An 18,523-nucleotide genomic window follows, 5' to 3' on the forward strand; every position below is an offset into this window, starting at 1 on the left:
CTTCAGGGCTGACCGGCATCAGGACTTCAGGACGAACGGGTCGTCGGCGGGGCCCTCGTCCGTGTTGATCCAGACGCTCTTGAGCCGGGTGTACTCCCCCATCACCTCGGTCCCGTGCTCCACGCCCATCCCGCTGGACTTGAAGCCGGAGCGCGGCGACATCGGGGACATCGAGCGGTAGGTGTTGACCCACACCGTGCCGGCGTCGAGCCGGGACGCGACGCGGTGTGCGCGGGCCAGGTCCCGGGTCCACAGCCCGGCGGCGAGGCCGTAGTCGGTGTCGTTGGCGAGCCCCACCAGCTCGTCCTCGGTCCCGAAGGGCATGATCGCCACGACTGGTCCGAAGATCTCCTCCCGGCAGAGCCGCATGCTGTTGTCGGCCCCGACGAAGGCGGTGGGACGGTAGAAGAACCCGTCAAGACCGCCGAGCCCGCCGGGTTCGGGCCGGCTGCCGCCCGCGACGGTCACCGCGCCCTCCGCCCGGCCCACGGCGACGTACTCCTCCACCTTGTCGCGCTGGCTCTCGATCGCCAGCGGCCCGAGCTGGGTCGCCGGGTCCAGCGGGTCGCCGAGCCGGATCGCGTCGGCCCGCGCCGCCACCCGCTCCACCACCTCGTCGTAGACGGCCTGTTGGGCGTAGACCCGGCTGCCCGCCACACAGGTCTGCCCCGCGGCGGCGAACACTCCGGCGACGATACCGACCGACGCGTTCGCCACATCCGCGTCGCCGAAGACGATGTTGGGCGACTTGCCGCCCAGCTCCAGCGTGGTGCGGACGAACCGGGAGCCGCAGCTCGCCGCGATCCGCGACCCGGTGCGGGTGCTGCCGGTGAACGTGACCTTGGCGACCAGCGGATGCTCCACCAGCGGCGTGCCGACCTCGTCCCCGTAACCGGTGACGACGTTGACGACACCGGGCGGGAAGCCGGCCTTCTCAAGGAGCGGAGCGAGCTGGAGCAGCGAGGCTGAGGTGTGCTCGGACGGCTTGACGACGACGGTGTTCCCGGCCGCCAGCGCGGGCGCCAGCTTGGTGATGGTCAGCAGCAGCGGAGAGTTCCACGGGGTGATGGCCACGACCACACCGAGCGGTTCGCGCACCGTGTAGTTGAGTATCTCCCGGCGGGAGGCCGGGATGGTGCTGCCGTGCACCTTGTCGGCCAGACCCGCGTAGTAATGCACGTACTCCGGCAGGCTGGCCAGCTGGGCGCGCATCTCGCTGAGCAGTTTGCCGTTGTCCAGTGTCTCGGTACGGGCCAGTTCCTCGCCGTGCTCGCCGATGAGTTCGGCGAGCCTGCGCAGCAGCGCGCCGCGCCGGGTCGCCGTCAGATCGCGCCAGGCCGGATCCTCGAACGCGGCGCGCGCGGCCCGGACGGCGCGGTCGGCGTCGGTGGCGTCGCCGCGCGCCGTCTCGTACCAGACCTCGGCGGTCGTCGGGTTGACGCTGGGCAGATAGGCGCCGCTCGCGGGCTGTACCCAGGCGCCGTTGATGTAGTGGTCATGACGCGGGAGCCGCGGTGCGGTCACGGTCCACCTCCGTGGTGTGTCGGATGATCTCGTCGGTGAGCCGGTCCGGCGCTTCCAGCGCGAGCAGATGCCGGGCGCCGGGAATGACCGCGGCCCGCGCCCCGGGTACGGCGCCGGCCAGCGCCCGGGTCATCGCCTCGGTCGAGCCGGGGTCGGCGCCGCCGGTGACGGCGAGCGTCGGCACCGTGAGCGACGGCAGCTGGGGCCACAGCTCGGCGTCGGCGCGGGTGAACACCTCGTAACAGGCCAGGTATGAGACGTGGTTCTGGCTCAGCAGGGTCGCCCTGACCTCTTCGACCAGGCCGGGCTCGGCCACCTGCCACTCCCGGGTGAACCAGCGGTCGATCGCCGCGTCCACCGAGCCGGGGAAGTCCTCCCGGGCACGTTCGAGCCGGCCGGCCACGTCCCGGCTCTCCTCGGGCGTGCGGCGGGCCACCGATGAGACCAGGGTCAGGGACGCCACGGCGGCTGGGCGCAGCAGGGCGGCCCGGGTCGCCACCAGGGCGCCGAGCGAGAACCCTACGAGGTGGGAGGGGCCTTCGAGGGTGTCCAGGACGTCGGTGGCGAGGTCGTCCAGGGTGATCCCGGGCGCGGCCGGCGGTGAACCGGCGTGGCCGCGCAGATCGACGGCCCGCGTACGGTGGCGGGCCGCGAGCGCCGGAAGGCAGCGGTCCCACATGTGCCGGTCGAGACCGACCCCGTGCAGCAGCACGAGGTCCGTGCCGCTGCCGTGGTCCTCGTAGCCGATCACTGCTCGGTCGCCAGGGGCGCGAGGCGGGCCTGCGGGCGGCCCTGGGCGGCGGCGGCCAGCGCGACGACGATCTCACCGGCGCGCGGCGCGTCGGGGATGCGGACCTCCATGGTCTGGTGGTGCGAGCGGATGGTGGCGTCGGTGATGTGCTTCAGCGGGATGTCGAAGACCGCGCCCGCCCCGGCGCGCTTCTCCACCGCGGGGAGCAGGGTGGTGGCGGCCGTCGCGTCCCGGAAGTGGTTGCCGAACTTCAGCGTGTGGATCAGCGCCGAGCCGTGCTCGGTCTCACCGTCCAGGCCGACGATGGCCGCCTTACCGTAGGCCTCGACGGTCCCGCCGAGCGCCTTGACGACCAACGGGGCCAGCAGCGCGCCGAGTTCGGACGCGGTCGCCTCGATACCGGGGCCGAGGTCCTGGACGAAGCCCTGGCCCGCCCAGGGGTTGTCGATGACGGCCGCGACCACAGCGGTACGGGCGGCGGGTTCGACGGGGGCGCCGCCCTCGGTGTGGATCTCGTCCACGAGGGTGACGATCTTACGGATGTTCATGGGGTCCTCTCGGGGGTTTCCAGGGTCGCCAGGGTCACTACGGGGTCGGTGCGCCGGTCCCCGATCCGGGCGTTGGGGCGCGGCCCGGTGGCCGCCGCCGCGACGATGACCAACTCGTCGGCGCGGGGACCGTCGGGGACCCTGATCCGGGTGGCGGCGTAGTGCGAGCGGGTCGCCGCTGCGGTCTTGTGCCAGATGGGGACCGTGACCGTGGTGCCCGCCGGGGCCTGCTCCTCGCTGAAGGCGATGATCGAGGTGCCTTCGAGGATCTCGCGGACGACATTGCCGAAGTACGGGGTGTGGATCAGGGCGCCGCCGTGCTCGCTCTCGCCGTCCAGGCCGACGACGGCAGCCTTGCCGAAGGACTCGATGGCGTCCGCGCCACCGAGCATGGCGGTCAGTCGGGAAGTGATCTCCCGGGCCAGGACCGGGGCGAGTTCGCGGGCCTCGGCCGACAGGTCGGGCACGGTGCCGCGGCCTGCCCAGGGGTTGCGCACGACCACCGCGACGGCGCCGCGCCGGACGGTCGTGGCGACGGGCTCGCCCAGTTCGCTGACGAAGTCCTCGCAGGAGGAGACGATGCGCCGGATGACGGTCACGAGCGGCCCGCGCCGCTCGTCCCGGCGGTGCTCAGCTCCGAGGTGCCCGTCTCCGAGGTGAAGCGGGGCATCACCTGCTCGGAGAAGAGCTCCAGACTGCGCATGGCGTGCTTGTGCGGCAGTCCGGGGTGGGTGGTCCAGAGCATCAGATGCTCCAGGTTGATCTCGTCCTGGAGTTCGCTGATCTTCTCGGCGACGTAGTCCGGGGTACCCACCAGCAGGTTGCGGTCCTGGAGGAAGTCGAAGCTCAGCTCGTGCTCATCGGTCAGCTCCTCGCCCTCCTCCATGAGGTTGGACAGACCCCGCCAGTGCGTGACCCACCGGTAGGTCTGCAGGAGCGCCTCCTGGAACTCCTCCCTGGCCTGCTCCATGGTGTCGGCGACATAGACGTCGCGGACCAGGGCGAGTCCCTCGCCGAGGGCGTGCTCACGGCCGGTCGTCTCGGTGGCGGCCCGCCGGTACAGGTCGAAGCGTCCCTTGAGCGCCGAGACCGGCGGCAGCCAGAGGATGCCCTGGATCCCGTTCCTGGCACAGGACTCGATGGACCGGGGCGAGTCCACGACCTGCCACATCGGCGGGTGCGGGCGCTGGTACGGGGCAGGGGTGACGGCCAGCTTGGTTATCTCACCGTCCGTGGTGAAGTCCTCGGTGGCCGGGGAGAGCGGGTGGCTCCACTTCAGGCCGGGGGCGGGGAAGTCGTAGAAGCGGCCGTGGTGTTCGAAGAACTCGCCGGTCCACGCCTTCTTCAGGATCTCCAGGGTCTCCTCGAACAGGGCACGGTTCTGCTCCTGGTCGCGCGGGTCCGCCTGCGGGTTGAGGTTCATCGCCTCGCGGCCGTAAAGACCGCGGCCCACCCCGACCTCGACGCGCCCGCCGGAGAGCTGGTCGAGCAGTGCCAGGTCCTCGGCGAGGCGCAGCGGATGCCAGAAGGTGACGATATTGGCGGCCTGGCCGATGCGGATGCGCTCGGTCCGCGCGGCGATGTCCGTACCCATCAGGACGGGGTTGGGCGTCAGCTCCTGGCCCTCGTGGCCGAAGTGGTGCTCGGTGTACCAGACCGACCAGAAACCCGCGTCCTCCGCAGCGACCGCGAACTCGCGCGCCTCCCGCATCAGACGGTGGTACTCGCCGAGCTGCCCAGGAGCGCCGAGCGCGTGAAAGATCGAGAAACGCATGGACCTGCCTCTCTGTGCCGGCCAGCAGCTGCTGGCATACAACAGACCGTAGGTGTCCGCTCTTTCAGTCGTCAAGACTCGGAATGACGTTTTTCAGAACGGCCCCTTTCACTGTGGCATAGCCGCTATATCCGTACAGAACAACGGAGTTGAGGCCGCGAAGACAGCAAGAACGGGGCGATCTCTTGACATGCAAGAGGAGCGTTCATAGCGTCCTGCCACACAAGAGCAGTGCACGGCGGAGCGGGACCGGCGGATCATCCCCGGGGCCCGGCTCCTCCGGAAAGGACACGGTGGACGACGTATGGGTACCGGAAGCACCGACATCAGGGAGCGCATCGCCGCGGCCTGGGGCGCGGCCTGGCAGCGCGGCGAGGTCGACGCACTCGACACGGTCCTGGCCGACGGCTACCGGCGGCACGGGCGCACCGCGCAGGGCGCGGCGGATCTCAAGGCCAACATCACCGCGTGCCGTGCGGGCTTCCCCGATCTGGTCACCGTGATCGAGGACTGCGTGGTCGAGGGGGACCGCGTGGCGACCCGCTGGGTCAGCAGGGGCACGCACACCGGCCGTCTGATGGACGTACCGCCGACCGGCCGAACCGTCACGGTCTCCGGCGCCACGTTCTCCCGTATCGAGGACGGCATGGTCGCCGAGGAGTGGGTCACCTGGGACCCCCGTCAGCTGCTGACCGCCCTGGGGATCATTCCGCTGGACAGCGCGCGGGCCGAGGCTCCCGCGCAGGCGGCGGCCGAGGCCCAGGGGCGTCACGCACGATCGGTGGTGGCGTCATGAGTACGACCGCCGAGAACCGGCCGGCAGCGGAAGTGGCCGAGTCCGATGTGAAGGGGCTGCACCGCAAGTTCATCACCGGCGTCACCATCGTGACCACGATGGACGGCGAACGTCCGCGCGGCCTTGCCGTCAACGCCTTCTCCAGCATCTCGCTGAGCCCCCCGCTGGTCATGGTCTGCGTCCAGCGAACCTCATCCACCTATGAACCGCTCTTCCGCGCGGACCACATGGGCATCAGCATCCTGGCCTCCGACCAGTTGCCGGTGGCGACGGTCTTCGCGGGCAAGGGCGACGACAAGTTCGCTGAGCTGCGCTGGACCGCCGGGGCCCACGGCTCGCCGCTGATCGACAGCAGTGCGGCCGTACTGGAGGCACGGATCCAGGAACGCCTGCAGACCAGTACGCACACCATCTTCATCGGACGGGTCACCCAGGCCGCCCACTCCGAACGGCCGCCCCTGATCTACAGCGCGGGCGGCTTCTACGACGGCGGGCAGCTCGATGCCGCCGCCCTCTGAACAAGCCGCCGGACAGACCGGGGAACAAGCCCGTCGGGCCGGGGAACAAGCCGGTCGGGCCGGGGACTCCGCGCCCGCGCCCTGGCTCGTCGTCATCGACATGCAGCGGGCCTTCGCCGAGCCCGGCAGCGCGTGGTCGGTGCCCCGCTACGCCCAGATCGAGCCGGTCATCGACGCGCTGTGCGAGCGGTTCGCCGGCCGCACCGTCCACACCCGCTTCGTACCCGACCCGGCCGAACCTGGCCAGTGGGCCCGCTATTACGACCGCTGGAGCACGATGCGCCGGCCGCCCGGCTCGCCGCTGTGGGGGCTCACGCGGCAGCTCCCCGACGGAGCACCGGTGGTCTCGCTGCCCACATTCGGCAAGTGGGGCGAGGAGCTGGCGGCGCTCACCGCCGGCGCCCCGCTGGTGCTGTGCGGTGTCGCCACGGACTGCTGCGTCCTGGCCACGGCCCTGGCAGCGGCGGACGCGGGGCGGGCGGTCACGGTCGTGGCGGACGCCTGTGCGGGCGCCGACGACCGCAGCCACGGCGACACCCTGCGCCTCCTCGGTCTGCTCTCCCCCATGGTCGAGGTGGCCGGGGCGCGCTCCCTGACCGGGGCCGGAGAGGCGGCCCCGCGACAGTGAGTCCGCGCCTCAGGCCCCCGCCGCCAGCAACTGCCGCACCCGGTGGGCCGTGGCCGCGTCGCGGGCGGCTGTGAACGGCAGCGCGTTGCCGCCGGTGACGCGGAACGGCTCGCCCGTGAGCGTCAGATGGGCGCCGCCCGCCTCCTCCACCAGGAGCAGACCTGCCGCGTGGTCCCACGCCAGTTCCCAGTTGAACGCCACCGCGTCGAGGGTCCCCCCGGCGACGGCCAGATACTCCAGGCCCGCCGAACCGCACGGCCTGGTGCGGATGCCTTCGGTGCGCAGGGCGAGCAGCGAGCTCTTCTGCTCGGGTGTGGTGAAGTCCGGGTGCGAGGTGGCCACTTGGAGTTCGGCGCCGGGTGCGGGTGAGCCCGCCACGAGTGGTTCCCCGTTGAGGCGGGCGCCACCACCCCGTACGGCAACGGCCATCTCGTCGAGCGCCGCGGCGTAGGTCCAGGAGGCGAGGAGTTCGCCGCGGTGGGCGAGCGCCACCAGGGTGCAGAAGCCCGCTTCGCCGCGCACGAACTGGCGGGTGCCGTCGACCGGGTCGACGATCCAGACGGGCGCGTCGCCCCGTATCGCCTCGTACGTGGACGGGTCGGCCGCCACGGCCTCCTCACCGACCACCACCGAGCCCGGCAGCAGTGCGGTGAGGGCGGCCGTGAGGTGTTCCTCGGCGCCGCGGTCGGCCACCGTCACCAGGTCGTGCGGACCGCTCTTCTCGGCGATCTCGTGCGCGGCGAGCTGCCGGAAACGCGGCAGGATCTCGGCGGCGGCCGCCTCGCGGACCACCGCCTCGACCTCGGTCAAATCCCTGGCCAGAAGCTGTTCGGTCATGCCTCCATCTCAGCACACCCCGGTGAAGGGACCGCACCGGTTCAGCGACCGACGGCGTAACCCTGCATACCGCGCGGGTTCGCAGCGGCGCTCAGTACCCCGGTCCGCGGATCGCGGGCGACCGCGCACAGCCTCCCCTCCGACCAGGCGTCGCCGACGGTGACGTCGTGCCCGCGGCGGCGCAGCTCCGCGATGACCCCCTCCCCGATCCGCGACTCGACGGTGACGCTGCCGGGCCGCATGGCGCGCGGGTAGAAGGAGCTGGGGAAGGAGTCGTTGTGCCAGTTCGGGGCGTCGATCGCGCCCTGGAGGTCCAGGCCGCCGCGGACCGTGGCGGTCAGCGCGACGGCGAGGAAGAAGTGCAGCTGCCACTGGTCCTGCTGGTCGCCGCCCGGCGTTCCGAAGGCGAGCACCGGCACACCGTCGCGCAGGGCGAGTGAGGGGGTGAGAGTGGTGCGCGGACGGCAGCCGGGGGTGAGCGAGTTCGGCAGTCCCTCGTCCAGCCAGGCCATCTGGAGCCGGTTGCCGAGCGGGAAGCCCAGTTCGGGCACCACCGGGTTGGACTGGAGCCAGCCGCCGCTCGGGGTCGCGGAGATCATGTTCCCCCAGCGGTCGACGATGTCGAGGTGGCAGGTGTCGCCACGGGTGGCGCCGTCCTTGGCGACGGTCGGCTCGCCCGCCCCCGCCGCGGAGATTCCCAGGGCGTCGAATCCGGGCTCGCCCGCCGCCACGGCGGTGGCCTGCCTGCTGAGCCGGGGCGCGCGGCCGTCGGGGCTGCCGGGGCGCAGCTCGTGCGAGGCCTCGCCGGTGATCAGGGCGCGGCGCTCAGCGTTGTACGCGTCGGAGAGGAGCGTGCCGAGCGGTACGTCCCCGGCGTCGCCGTACCAGGCCTCCCGGTCGGCCATCGCCAGTTTGCAGCCCTCGACGAGCAGGTGGACGTAGTCGGCGGACCCGTACCGGGGAAGCTCCTCGGGGAGCAGGGCGAGCTGCTGGAGGAAGACGGGACCCTGGCTCCAGCCGCCGGCCTTGCAGAGGGTCCAGCCGTTCCAGTCGTACGTCACGGGCGCCTCGTAGGACGCCGACCAGCCGGCCAGGTCGGCCGCGGTGAGGGTGCCGGTGTGGTGGGCGCCGCTGGTGTCCTGGGTGGGGCGCTGCGACTGGCGTACCAGCGCCTCGGCGATGAAGCCCTCGCGCCAGACCGCGCGGGCGGCGTCGATCTCGCCGGCCCGGTCCTGCGATCCAGCGGTGGCCTCGGCGATCAGCCGGCGCCAGGTCGCGGCGAGCGCGGGGTTGCGGAACAGCTCTCCGGGCGCGGGCGACCTGCCGCCGGGGAGGTACACGTCGGCGGAGGACCGCCACTCGGTCTCGAAGAGTTCCCGTACGGTCTCGACGGTCTGGCCGACCCGCTCGACGGGCGCGTGTCCGTCATCGGCGTAACCGATGGCGTACTTCAGGACGTCGGCGAGGGACTTGGTGCCGTGGTCGCGGAGCAGCAGCATCCAGGCGTCGAAGGCTCCGGGCACCGCGGCGGCCAGCGGTCCGGTGCCGGGGACCAGGTCGAGACCGAGCGAGCGGTAGTGCGCGGCGGTCGCGCCGGCGGGGGCGGGGCCCTGCCCGCAGAGCACCCGGACCTCGCCGCCGGCCGGGGCCATGACAGCGGGCACCTCGCCGGCCGGCCCGTTGAGGTGCGGCTCGACGACATGCAGGACGAAACCGGCGGCGACGGCGGCGTCATAGGCGTTCCCGCCGTCCTCCAGAACGGCCATCGCGGACTGCGAGGCGAGCCAGTGGGTGGATGACACCATGCCGAAGGTGCCCTGCAGAGTCGGCCGAGTGGTGAACATGGCACGTTCCCTTGCTAGTTACGCCTGTGAACGAACCGACCACGGCTCACCATCGAGCCTGGGAGGAATCTGGGGAGTTCGGTCCCGCCGGCCTGTTCACCTCATCTCCGAGCAGGCTATCGATTGCCCGTCACCCCTTGCTACCCGCTGCGGGCACGAAGTGTGGCCCGCAGCGGAATGGCTCAACCTCCCCTGTGGGCAGGGTTGGCGTGCTCGGCCGTCTCGCCCGCAACAGATTCCGGCATATCCACCAGGCGCGCCCGGCCGCCCTTCAGGAGCACGGAGTGGCCCGCGTCGAGATGTGCCCCTGGCTTCGGCCCGGCGCGGGTGCGCTCAGTCCGACAGCAGGACGGCGGTCGCGCCGTCGACCCGGCCGGCGGCCAGGTCCGCAAGAGCCCGCCCAGCATCCGCGAGGGCGTAGCGGGTGACTGTGGTACGCGCCCATAGCGCTCGGGGTGCTCACGGTCAGTCAGGAGCCTGCCTCCGGCTTCATGATCCGTATCCGCTGAATCCCGTGGTCCGCCATTCCCGGCCGTCGGGCAGGATCGCGAGGGCTTCGTAGCCCTCCAGGGTCTCCAGCCAGTCCCGGGCGCCCTCGCCTCTCGCGAAGGCGGCGGTGGCGTAGGTGTCGGTCGTGGTCAGGCGTGGGCCGATGACGGTCAGGGAGGCGAAGGTGGTGATCGGGGCGCCGTCGTGCGGGTCGAGGATGTGTGCGCCGCGTTCGGCGGTGCCGGAGGTGGCGACGGCCAGGTCGTGGTGGGTCGTGACGACCGTGGCGAGGTCGCCGGTGCGCAGAGGGTGGGCGATGCCGATGCGCCACGGGGTGCCGGGGGCTGCCTGGCCGCGGAGTTGGAGGTCGCCGCCGCCGTTGACGCAGGTGTTGCGTGCACCGGCCTCGTGGAGGAGACGGGAGGCTGCTTCGGTGGCCCAGCCCTTGACGAGGCCCGAGGGGTCGAGCACACCGGCGGGGACGATGCTGAACCAGCCGTCGCTGTCGCCGGTGGCCTGTGCGCAGAGGGAGAGCACCTCAGGGACTTCGGGCGGGCAGTCGGCGAGACAGATGTCTCCGCGGTCGAGGCGGCTGATGTGGCTGTCGGGCCGGTAGGTGGAGAACACGGCGTCGACCCGGTGGAGGTGGCGTACGGCCTCGGCGAGAGCGCGGTGGATGGCGGGGGTGGGCTCGTCCCGGATGTCGAAGGAGAAGGCGGTGCCCATCACGTGCTCGACGTGGCGCAGTCCGCGTGCGGTGTCATGCATCGTCATGGTCCGGAGCCCTCCGGAGGGACTGGATGTGGCGCCGGCCCTGTCCGGTGCAGCCGGGGCCGGTGTACGTACCCGTCCCCGTGGACGGGCCCGACGAGGCGCCCGCAGGGGTGTGCGGGGCGGACGAATGTGCTGGTCATGAGGCACCTCCAAAGGGAACTCGCTCAGACTGGGCTCGCTCCGACCGTGGATGGCCAGCCTCACAGCTCAACTTCTGTGAACCTTCTGAATTCACCCCCGCCGACAGGCCCTCAGAGCGGATTCAGAGGAACCTCTGAGACGCGGCTCCCGCAGCGGCAGCCCGTTCACCGTCGCCTTCGAGGAGGCTGCCCGGCGCGGTGGACACCCACGGCCGGTCCCGGGGCCGGCCGACCCCTTGCACGCCAAGCACCGCGAACTCAGGCTTTTGGTGAACAGCGCTTCTCGCCCGGGAGGGATCACGCGCTCCCCGCGCCTTGTGCGTGATGGGGTCCGAGCCGTTCGGATCAGATGCGCCCGTCAGGCCCTGCCGAGCAGAGACCCCGCCTCTTCCCCGTAGCGGTGAGCGTCGCCCGGCCGCCTTGCGAGTGGGCGCCCGGCGCCTCGTTCCCGGGCTCCTCGGACTGCCCTGCCAGGTTTTCCGGGAAGTCAGGTGTGGGGGACGACGGCAACCGGGCACGGAGCGTGGTGCACGGCCGCCGACGGCACATGACCGATACGACGGGGAAACGGTCGATGCCTCACCCGACGGCCGACGACGAGCAGTCCCGTACCGGCGATGTCGCGCACGACGGCGCGCGCCGGGCTCTCCATCTGCACACTCTCCACGACCCGCACGTCGGGGAACCGGCCGCGCCATGGACTGAGCGTCCTGGTGAGATCCTGCTGCGCCTCGCGAGTCAGTTCATGGGACAGGTACGGGTCGAGTCCGCCCCGGTTGTAGGCCGATGGCGGCAGATTTCTGCCGTGCACCACCCGCAGGGTGGAGTCTCGTCGGATCGCCGCGTCGAAGGCGTACTCGATGAGCTCGTCGCACGGACGTCGCAGGCTCAGCCCCAGCACCACATCACCGTCCTCCGTGATCGGGGCCGTATCCTCCCCGGCCCGTACGAGGACCGTCGGAACCTCGGCCCGCGCAAGGACGTGCATACCGATGTCGCCGAGGAAATACCCGGTGAGCGAGCTCAGTGCGCGTGAACCGAGAACCAGCGTCTGCGACTCCGTGGCCGCTTCCAGCAGGGCGTCCATCGGCTCCCTGGCGACCAGGTCCTCGTAGACCCGCAGGTCGGGAAAGCGCTGCCCGATTGCGTCGCGTGCATCGGACACGATCCGCTTGGGCCAGTAGTTGGGGTCGTTCTCCGACTGCTGCGCATCCCCTTCTGGTGCGAGCATCACCCAGGCGTGCAGCAGCCGCAGCGTCGCGCCACGCGCTGATGCCTCCTGAGCGGCCCAGAGCGCCGCAGACAGTGACTCGGGGGTGCCGTCCAGCCCCACCGTGACAACCGCATTCATGGCATCGCTCCGTTTCCCGCACGGTCGGGGTCCGTCCGGTAGCTCAGCCGCTCGGAGACCGAGACGGCTCCGTCCACGCTGGTCCACTGCCCTGTCAGCACGGGGGCCGGACCGCTGTCGTCCACCGTGCCGCGCACAAGGACCTCCCCCTCACTGGCCTCGACGGCGACGTCGGACGGCGCGAAACCCAGCGTCGTGGTGAGTACGTCGTGCACGATCTCCTCGACCGGTGGATCGGTCCGCACGCTCATCACATCGCGGGTCATGAGTTCACTGATCCTTCGGTGATCCATGTCCTCGCTCCCTTTCGCCGTAACCGCCGAACCGCAGCCACACATCCAGGGTGCGCTCGCTGCCGTCTTTCGGCAGGCGCCACCCGGCCCCTCCCGCAAGATGCTTCCTCCGGAAGGCCAGAAACACGGAAAGGACGCACGGGGCGGAGCCGGCGCACGGGGCAGGACCGCAGCCGGGTCACGCCGCCGCCCGGTTCACGGCCGGTGGTCTCCCGTACCGGGCCCGTGCTCCCGCCGGCGCGGGGGACGCCTGTGCAGGTCCCGGCGAGGGGGGATCCGGTGGTGCGGGCGGTGGACCGGCTGCGCCGGCCTGCGTCCGGCCCGGGTCCGCCGCGCGGCGGACCGGCCGCCCCCGCCGGTCACACCGGGCGAGGCCTCTTCGCCGCCACCACCGCCGCCGGGCCCCTCCGTCTTCTCGGCGGCCTGCGCCCGCTTGCGCAGGCGGAGCCCCTGGGCGGCGAAGACCGCGGCGATGACGATCCACAGAACGGTGGCGATCCAGGCGTACGGCTTCGGCGCCCAGGCCAGCCAGATGAACGCCCAGACGAAGAAGATTCCCGCCAGCGCGAAGTACCTGGTCGCCGTGGTGCGGACGAGCCACCTCGAAGCGGCTGCGGCCGGCCGTTCATCGCGCTCCATGAACGGAACCTACCCCGGGATCACACCCCGCCGTCCGCCGGCGGCGCGCACGGCGGAACCCCTGGGGGCCTTGAGCGGGATGTAAACATGACCGCGGCCCCTTATCGTCTACAGTTACGTAGACCGTCGACTGAACCGCAGTCACTTCGATGTGGTCCGCCGCCCCTGGCCAGGACCGCACGGCCCTCCGGTGCGGCGCCCCGGTCCGGGCCGTCCCCCGTCCGACCTGAAAGGCCGGAACCTTGCTCACAGCCTCGACACTCGCGGTGAACATCCTCGACGCGCAGTCCGTGCTGACCGCCTTCGGCGTGGCCGGAATCGCCGTGGTGATGTTCGCCGAGACCGGCCTGCTGGTCGGCTTCTTCCTGCCGGGCGACACCCTGCTGTTCACCGCGGGGCTGCTCTGCACCGGCAGCTCCACCGGCTCCCTGAAGCTGTCGCTGCCCATGGTGCTGCTCGCGTCGGCGGTCGGCGCGCTCGCGGGAGCACAGTGCGGCTATCTGATCGGGCGGAAGGCGGGGGGCGCCCTGCTCGCCCGCAGCCGTTCGGAACATCTGCGCAAGGGAGCGGCCCGCGCCGAGGAGTTGCTCGGCAAGTACGGACATGCGAAGGCCATCGTGCTCGCCCGCTTCGTCCCGGTGGTGCGCACGGTGCTCAATCCGATGGCGGGCGCGCTCGCCGTACCGGCCAGGACGTTCACGCTCTGGCAGGTGGTCGGCGGGCTCATCTGGAGCCAGGGCCTGGTGCTGGCCGGATACGCACTGGGGTCGTCCATCCCGAACGTGGACCACTACCTGCTGCCGATCGTCGCGGTGATCGTCGTCGTGTCCCTGCTGCCCCTCGCCCTTGAGCTGCGACGCTCCCGCAAGAACCGCCCGCGCACCGACGGAGCCAGTGGATGAACCTCGCGTACGACGGATCGTCGATCGACGGCGGTCTCTACACGGACACGGTGGACCTGGCCCATCGCGCCCCGGGGTGGCTGGACTCGGCCGTCTCGGCCTGGTCTGGGTACGGTCTGGCGCTGTTCGCCGTGCTGATGCTCGCCGGCTGGTGGCGGGCACGCCGGGAGGGCGCCACCGCCGGGCTGATGGCGCTGGCCGTGCCGGTGATCGTGGTGCTGGCGTACTGCGTCAATGACGCGGTCAAGCTGGTCGTACGCGAGGACCGGCCGTGTCAGAGCCTGCATGTGACGACGCTGGAGGCGTGCCCGGCACCGGGCGACTGGTCCTTCCCCAGCAACCACGCGGCTCTCGCCTTCGCGGCGGCGGTGGCCCTGCTCTTCGTCTCCCGGCGGCTGGGCGTGACCACCCTGGTCTGCGCGGTCGCGATGGCGGCCTCCCGGGTCTGGGTGGGCGCCCACTACCCGCACGATGTCGCCGTCGGCGCGCTGGTGGGCGCGCTGGTCGCGCTGGTGCTCGCGACGGCCCTGCGCCGACGGCCGGAGGCCCTGGCGAGGCGGCTCACGGACACCAGACTGCGGCCGCTGCTGGTCTCGTCGTGAACCGCAGGGCCGCCGCCGACCTGGCCGTGTCGGTGGCGGTGGGGACCCTGGTGGCCTTCGTACTGCTGGCACTGGTGGTGGCGGGACACCACGGCGCCCCGCTGCTGACGGACCGCGGGCTCCTCTCGTGGTCGGTGCACCACCGGCCGCCGGTCGCGATCGCAGCGGCGCGCGGTGTCACCGACACGGGTACGGGCGTCGTCCCGTATCTGCTGGCCGTGCTGGCGGGTGTGATCGCCGGGCGCGGTGTGCGGCGGCGGGTGACCGCCGCCGTCGCCTGTCTGGTCTGTCTGGGCTTGGCGCAGTTGGCGCGGTACGGGGTGATGTCGCTGGTCGCGCGGGCGCGCCCGCCCGTCGGCGACTGGGCCGCGCAGGCCACGGGCTGGTCGTTCCCGTCCGGGCACACCACCACGTCGGCCGTGACGGCGGGGCTGCTGGTCGCGGCGGTACTGCTGCGGGCGACACACGGCAGGAGGACGATCGCGGCCGGTATCGGCTGCTGGGCCGTGCTGGTCGGACTGAGCCGGGTGTACCTCGCGGTCCACTGGTCCACGGATGTCGTCGGCGGCTGGCTGTTCGCCCTCTGCTGGCTCTGCGTCTGCTTCCGGCTGGCTGTCCGGTTCTGCCCCGCCGTGCCGTCCGCACCGGACGACGACACCGCCCGCCTCCGGGACGAGGCCCCCGCACACCGCTCGTGGGACGGCGCCGACGGGCCCGCGGGTTCGCTGGGCGGCTCACCGGCAGGCTGACCGGGTTCACAGCCGACGGCGCCCGGCCGCCCGAGCCGTTCCGTCTCGCCGAGACCGCCGAGACCACAGAGCCCACCGCCCCGGCTGTGCGCCCCACAGCCACACCGTCTACAGTGCTGTAGACGCCCGACGGCCGGCCTGCACCGCCGGCCGTCGGGTTCCACCGGACCGGGAGCGCCCGGACGGCAGTTGACGTGGCGCCCGGCGCCCGGAGGGGTGACAGAGAACCATGCGAGAGCCAGTGGGCCGAACGGCCGTCGGACCGGCGCACGCGGTGCGCAGCCCGCGGGGACGGACTGCGCCCGGGTGGAGCAAAGTACCCGAGGTGACGGTCTGGTTCTGGGTCGTCAAGGTGCTGACCACCGGGATGGGAGAGACGGCGTCGGACTATCTGGCCCGGGTGCTCGGCCCGGTCCTGGCCGGCGCCCTCGGGCTGACCGGCCTGGTGGCGCTGCTGGTGCTCCAGTTCCGCACGACGCGCTACAACGCCTGGACCTACTGGTCGGCGATCGTGATGGTCAGTGTCTTCGGCACGATGGCCGCCGACGTCGTCCATGTGGTGGTGGGCGTCCCCTACGCGGTCTCGGCCGCGGGCTTCGCGGTCGCCCTGGCAGCCGTGCTGATGACCTGGTACGCGTCCGAGGGCACCCTCTCCATCCACAGCATCCGCACCCGTCGCCGTGAGGGCTTCTACTGGGCGACGGTGCTCGCCACCTTCGCCCTGGGCACCGCGGTCGGCGACCTCACCGCCGGGACCCTGCACCTGGGCTACTTCCCGTCAGGTGTGCTCTTCGCCGCCCTCATCGCGGTCCCGGCGCTGTGCAGGCGCTTCCTCGGACTCAACGCGGTGGCCGCGTTCTGGTGGGCGTACGTCCTGACCCGGCCGCTCGGAGCCTCGTTCGCCGACTGGATGGGCGCGTCCGCGCACCACGGCGGTCTCGGCTGGGGCACCGGCCCGGTCAGCCTGGCCCTGCTCGTGCCGATCGTGATCCTGGTGAACCATCTGGCCGTCAGCGAGCGCCGGCACACCCCGGAGGCACCGGCCGCGGCCCCGGCCGACTGACTTCCGGCCGGAATGACCCAGCCTGCTCCGGCGTTGTCGCTGGCCGGAGCCGGTTCGCGGGTGGACTCGCGGGCGGGCCGGGCAGATCTGGAGGCAAGGCTGTGCACGGTGAGTACAAGATCCCGGGCGGCAAGCTCGTCGTGGTCGACCTCGATGTCGAGGGCGGCGCACTGCGCAACGTCCGCGTGGCCGGTGACTTCTTCCTGGAACCCGACGAGGCGATCCTGGACATCGACGCGGCCCTGGAAGGCGCGCCCGCCCACACCGACGCCGCCGGGCTCGCCGCCCGGATCACCGCCGCACTGCCCCCGGCCGCCGTGCTGCTCGGCCTCTCCCCCGAGGGTGTCGCCGTCGCCGTACGCCGGGCCCTCACCCGGGCCACCGAGTGGAGCGCCCACCGCTGGCAGCTGATCCACGACCGCCCGCAGTCCCCCGCCCTCCACATGGCCCTGGACGAGGTCATCACCGCCGAGGTGGCGGCGGGCCGGCGCCCGCCGACGCTGCGGGTCTGGGAGTGGGCCGCCCCCGCCGTGATCATCGGCAGCTTCCAGTCCCTGCGCAACGAGGTCGACCCGGAGGCCGCCGAGCGCCACGGCGTGACGGTCGTCCGCCGGATCTCCGGCGGCGGAGCCATGTTCGTGGAACCGCGCAGCACCATCACCTACTCCCTCTCCGTGCCCGAGTCGCTGGTGTCCGGCCTCTCGTACGCCGACAGCTACGCGTATCTGGACGACTGGGTGCTCGGCGCGCTGGCCGACATGGGCATCAAGGCCTGGTACCAGCCGCTCAACGACATCGCCACCGAGGCGGGCAAGATCGCGGGCGCGGCCCAGAAGCGCATCGCGGGCGGCGGGGTGCTGCACCACGTGACCATGGCGTACGACATCGACGCCGACAAGATGACCGACGTGCTGCGCATCGGCCGCGAGAAGCTGTCGGGCAAGGGGATCGAGAGCGCCAAGAAGCGCGTCGACCCGCTCGCGCGGCAGACGGGTCTGCCGCGCGAAGAGGTCATCGAGCGGATGATCGGGTCCTTCCGCAGCCGTTACGGCCTCGCCGACGGCAGCGTGACGGATGAGGAGATGGCCCGGGCACGGGAGTTGGCGGCGGCCAAGTTCTCCACTCCGGAGTGGACGGCGCGGGTGCCCTGACCGCCGTGGCACCAGATCGGCTGCCCCGGGTCAGGCGAGGGCCGGGATGATCTGTTCGCCGTACGCGTCGATGACGGTCTCGCGCGCGTCGTGCATCGCGTACACCGCGAACTGGTCCACGCCCAGGGCCCGCAGCGCCCGCAGCTTCTCGATGTGCGCCTCGGCGGGGCCGAGCAGACAGAAGCGGTCCACGATCTCGTCGGGGACGAACGCGGTGTCCGGATTGCCGGTGCGGCCGTGGTGGCTGTAGTCGTACCCCTCGCGCTGCTCGATGTACGTGGTGAGCGCGTCGGGGACCAGGGCGGAGTGCTCGCCGTAGCGGGCCACCAGGTCCGCTACGTGGTTGCCGACCATCCCGCCGAACCAGCGGCACTGCTCGCGGGCGTGGGCCAGGTCGTCGCCGATGTACGCGGGCGCGGCGACGCAGATCGTCACGGAGTCCGGGTCCCGGCCCGCGTCGGAAGCGGCCGTCCGCACCGCCGAGACCATCGACTCGGTGAGGAAGGGGTCGGCGAGCTGGAGGATGAACCCGTCGGCCCGCTGCCCGGCCAGCGCGAGGGCCTTGGGGCCGTACGCGCCCATCCAGACGGGCAGTTTCCCGTTCTCGACCCAGGGCAGCCTCAGCGGCCGGCCGTCCACTTCGGCCTCGCGCCCCTCGGCGAGATCGCGGATGACGCCGATCGCTTCGCCCAGCGTGGCCAGTGTGTTGGGCTTGCGCCCCGCGACCCGCATCGCCGAGTCGCCGCGCCCGATTCCGCAGACCGTGCGGTTGCCGTACATCTCGTTGAGCGTGGCGAAGGTGGATGCGGTGACCTCCCACGTCCGGGTGGACGGGTTGGTGACCATGGGCCCGACGATCAGGCCGGTGGTGTGCTCCAGGATGCGGCTGTAGATGACGAACGGCTCCTGCCAGAGGACGGCCGAGTCGAAGGTCCAGCCGTAGCGGAAGCCGTTGCGCTCCGCGCGCCGCATCAGCCCGACGACGGCAGAAGCGGGCGGATCGGTCTGCAAAACGAGTCCGAAGTCCAAGGCGTGGCCTCCTGATGCGGATGCGGGTGCGGATCTGCGGGTGTGGATGCGGATGCGATGCGGATTTCGGGGGGGGGCGGCGACGCGGAGTCAGGTGAGGCCGGGTCAGGTGAGGCGGCGG

The 18,523-nt window shown here is 71.8% G+C and carries 20 protein-coding genes; 8 read left to right on the forward strand and 12 right to left on the reverse strand.

Annotated features, from left to right (window positions below):
* Positions 1 to 18: 18 nt before the first annotated feature.
* Genes OG385_RS02610 through OG385_RS02630 form a run of 5 tightly spaced genes read right to left on the reverse strand, consistent with a single transcriptional unit; the run spans position 19 to position 4,597 of the window.
* Entirely contained in the window at positions 19 to 1,524 is a 1,506-nt protein-coding gene (locus OG385_RS02610; RefSeq protein WP_266851436.1) for an aldehyde dehydrogenase, read from the reverse strand.
* Positions 1,496 to 2,275, reverse strand: coding sequence for an alpha/beta fold hydrolase (locus OG385_RS02615; RefSeq protein ID WP_266851438.1), 780 nt, complete (start codon positions 2,273 to 2,275; stop codon positions 1,496 to 1,498). Before OG385_RS02615 ends, OG385_RS02610 begins: the two co-directional genes overlap by 29 nt.
* Positions 2,272 to 2,823, reverse strand: a complete 552-nt coding sequence (locus OG385_RS02620) for an amino acid synthesis family protein (RefSeq protein ID WP_266851440.1) — start codon at positions 2,821 to 2,823, stop codon at positions 2,272 to 2,274. The genes OG385_RS02615 and OG385_RS02620 overlap by 4 nt, the downstream gene beginning before the upstream one ends.
* Positions 2,820 to 3,422 (reverse strand): amino acid synthesis family protein, encoded by a 603-nt coding sequence (locus OG385_RS02625; RefSeq protein ID WP_266851442.1) that lies wholly within the window; start codon positions 3,420 to 3,422, stop codon positions 2,820 to 2,822. Before OG385_RS02625 ends, OG385_RS02620 begins: the two co-directional genes overlap by 4 nt.
* Positions 3,419 to 4,597: an LLM class flavin-dependent oxidoreductase gene (locus OG385_RS02630; RefSeq protein ID WP_266851444.1), complete on the reverse strand. Its 1,179-nt coding sequence runs from the start codon at positions 4,595 to 4,597 to the stop codon at positions 3,419 to 3,421. Before OG385_RS02630 ends, OG385_RS02625 begins: the two co-directional genes overlap by 4 nt.
* Before the next feature lie 304 nt (positions 4,598 to 4,901).
* On the opposite strand from OG385_RS02630, the gene OG385_RS02635 reads away from it, so the two are divergent.
* Genes OG385_RS02635 through OG385_RS02645 form a run of 3 tightly spaced genes read left to right on the forward strand, consistent with a single transcriptional unit; the run spans position 4,902 to position 6,539 of the window.
* Positions 4,902 to 5,393 (forward strand): ester cyclase, encoded by a 492-nt coding sequence (locus OG385_RS02635; protein WP_266851446.1) that lies wholly within the window; start codon positions 4,902 to 4,904, stop codon positions 5,391 to 5,393.
* Entirely contained in the window at positions 5,390 to 5,911 is a 522-nt protein-coding gene (locus OG385_RS02640; protein ID WP_266851448.1) for a flavin reductase family protein, read from the forward strand. The genes OG385_RS02635 and OG385_RS02640 overlap by 4 nt, the downstream gene beginning before the upstream one ends.
* Positions 5,895 to 6,539, forward strand: a complete 645-nt coding sequence (locus tag OG385_RS02645; protein WP_266851450.1) for a cysteine hydrolase family protein — start codon at positions 5,895 to 5,897, stop codon at positions 6,537 to 6,539. The genes OG385_RS02640 and OG385_RS02645 overlap by 17 nt, the downstream gene beginning before the upstream one ends.
* A 9-nt stretch (positions 6,540 to 6,548) precedes the next feature.
* On the opposite strand, the gene OG385_RS02650 is transcribed toward OG385_RS02645, so the two are convergent.
* The 6 genes from OG385_RS02650 to OG385_RS02675 form a co-directional block, all read right to left on the reverse strand.
* Positions 6,549 to 7,376 (reverse strand): inositol monophosphatase family protein, encoded by an 828-nt coding sequence (locus OG385_RS02650; protein ID WP_266851452.1) that lies wholly within the window; start codon positions 7,374 to 7,376, stop codon positions 6,549 to 6,551.
* 41 nt (positions 7,377 to 7,417) lie between these two features.
* A complete protein-coding gene (locus tag OG385_RS02655) occupies positions 7,418 to 9,220 on the reverse strand; it encodes a gamma-glutamyltransferase family protein (protein ID WP_266851454.1) in 1,803 nt (600 codons plus the stop codon).
* 489 nt (positions 9,221 to 9,709) lie between these two features.
* Positions 9,710 to 10,477, reverse strand: coding sequence for an FAD:protein FMN transferase (locus OG385_RS02660; RefSeq protein WP_266860576.1), 768 nt, complete (start codon positions 10,475 to 10,477; stop codon positions 9,710 to 9,712).
* A 633-nt stretch (positions 10,478 to 11,110) separates the two neighbouring features.
* Positions 11,111 to 11,974: a universal stress protein gene (locus tag OG385_RS02665; RefSeq protein ID WP_266851456.1), complete on the reverse strand. Its 864-nt coding sequence runs from the start codon at positions 11,972 to 11,974 to the stop codon at positions 11,111 to 11,113.
* The gene (locus OG385_RS02670; protein WP_266851458.1) at positions 11,971 to 12,267 is read right to left on the reverse strand and encodes a hypothetical protein; all 297 of its coding nucleotides are present in this window, start codon (positions 12,265 to 12,267) and stop codon (positions 11,971 to 11,973) included. Before OG385_RS02670 ends, OG385_RS02665 begins: the two co-directional genes overlap by 4 nt.
* A 195-nt stretch (positions 12,268 to 12,462) precedes the next feature.
* Positions 12,463 to 12,906 carry a phage holin family protein gene (locus OG385_RS02675; protein ID WP_266851460.1) on the reverse strand — a complete coding sequence of 148 codons (444 nt, stop codon included), beginning with the start codon at positions 12,904 to 12,906 and terminating at the stop codon, positions 12,463 to 12,465.
* Between the two features lie 242 nt (positions 12,907 to 13,148).
* Between OG385_RS02675 and OG385_RS02680 the strand changes: the two genes are divergently transcribed.
* The 5 genes from OG385_RS02680 to OG385_RS02700 all read left to right on the forward strand — a co-directional run bounded on the left by OG385_RS02680 (position 13,149) and on the right by OG385_RS02700 (position 17,373).
* Positions 13,149 to 13,808, forward strand: a complete 660-nt coding sequence (locus OG385_RS02680; RefSeq protein WP_266851462.1) for a DedA family protein — start codon at positions 13,149 to 13,151, stop codon at positions 13,806 to 13,808.
* Positions 13,805 to 14,410, forward strand: a complete 606-nt coding sequence (locus OG385_RS02685; RefSeq protein ID WP_266851464.1) for a phosphatase PAP2 family protein — start codon at positions 13,805 to 13,807, stop codon at positions 14,408 to 14,410. Before OG385_RS02680 ends, OG385_RS02685 begins: the two co-directional genes overlap by 4 nt.
* Positions 14,407 to 15,159, forward strand: a complete 753-nt coding sequence (locus OG385_RS02690) for a phosphatase PAP2 family protein (protein WP_266851466.1) — start codon at positions 14,407 to 14,409, stop codon at positions 15,157 to 15,159. The genes OG385_RS02685 and OG385_RS02690 overlap by 4 nt, the downstream gene beginning before the upstream one ends.
* Positions 15,160 to 15,388: 229 nt before the next feature.
* Positions 15,389 to 16,222 carry a hypothetical protein gene (locus tag OG385_RS02695; RefSeq protein WP_266851468.1) on the forward strand — a complete coding sequence of 278 codons (834 nt, stop codon included), beginning with the start codon at positions 15,389 to 15,391 and terminating at the stop codon, positions 16,220 to 16,222.
* Between the two features lie 101 nt (positions 16,223 to 16,323).
* Positions 16,324 to 17,373, forward strand: a complete 1,050-nt coding sequence (locus OG385_RS02700) for a biotin/lipoate A/B protein ligase family protein (RefSeq protein WP_266851470.1) — start codon at positions 16,324 to 16,326, stop codon at positions 17,371 to 17,373.
* A gap of 30 nt (positions 17,374 to 17,403) precedes the next feature.
* Here OG385_RS02700 and OG385_RS02705 read toward each other — a convergent pair whose 3' ends face one another.
* Entirely contained in the window at positions 17,404 to 18,402 is a 999-nt protein-coding gene (locus OG385_RS02705) for a TIGR03842 family LLM class F420-dependent oxidoreductase (protein WP_266851472.1), read from the reverse strand.
* Positions 18,403 to 18,523: the final 121 nt, after the last annotated feature.

Source organism: Streptomyces sp. NBC_01306 (genome assembly GCF_026340465.1).
Lineage (GTDB): Bacteria > Actinomycetota > Actinomycetes > Streptomycetales > Streptomycetaceae > Streptomyces.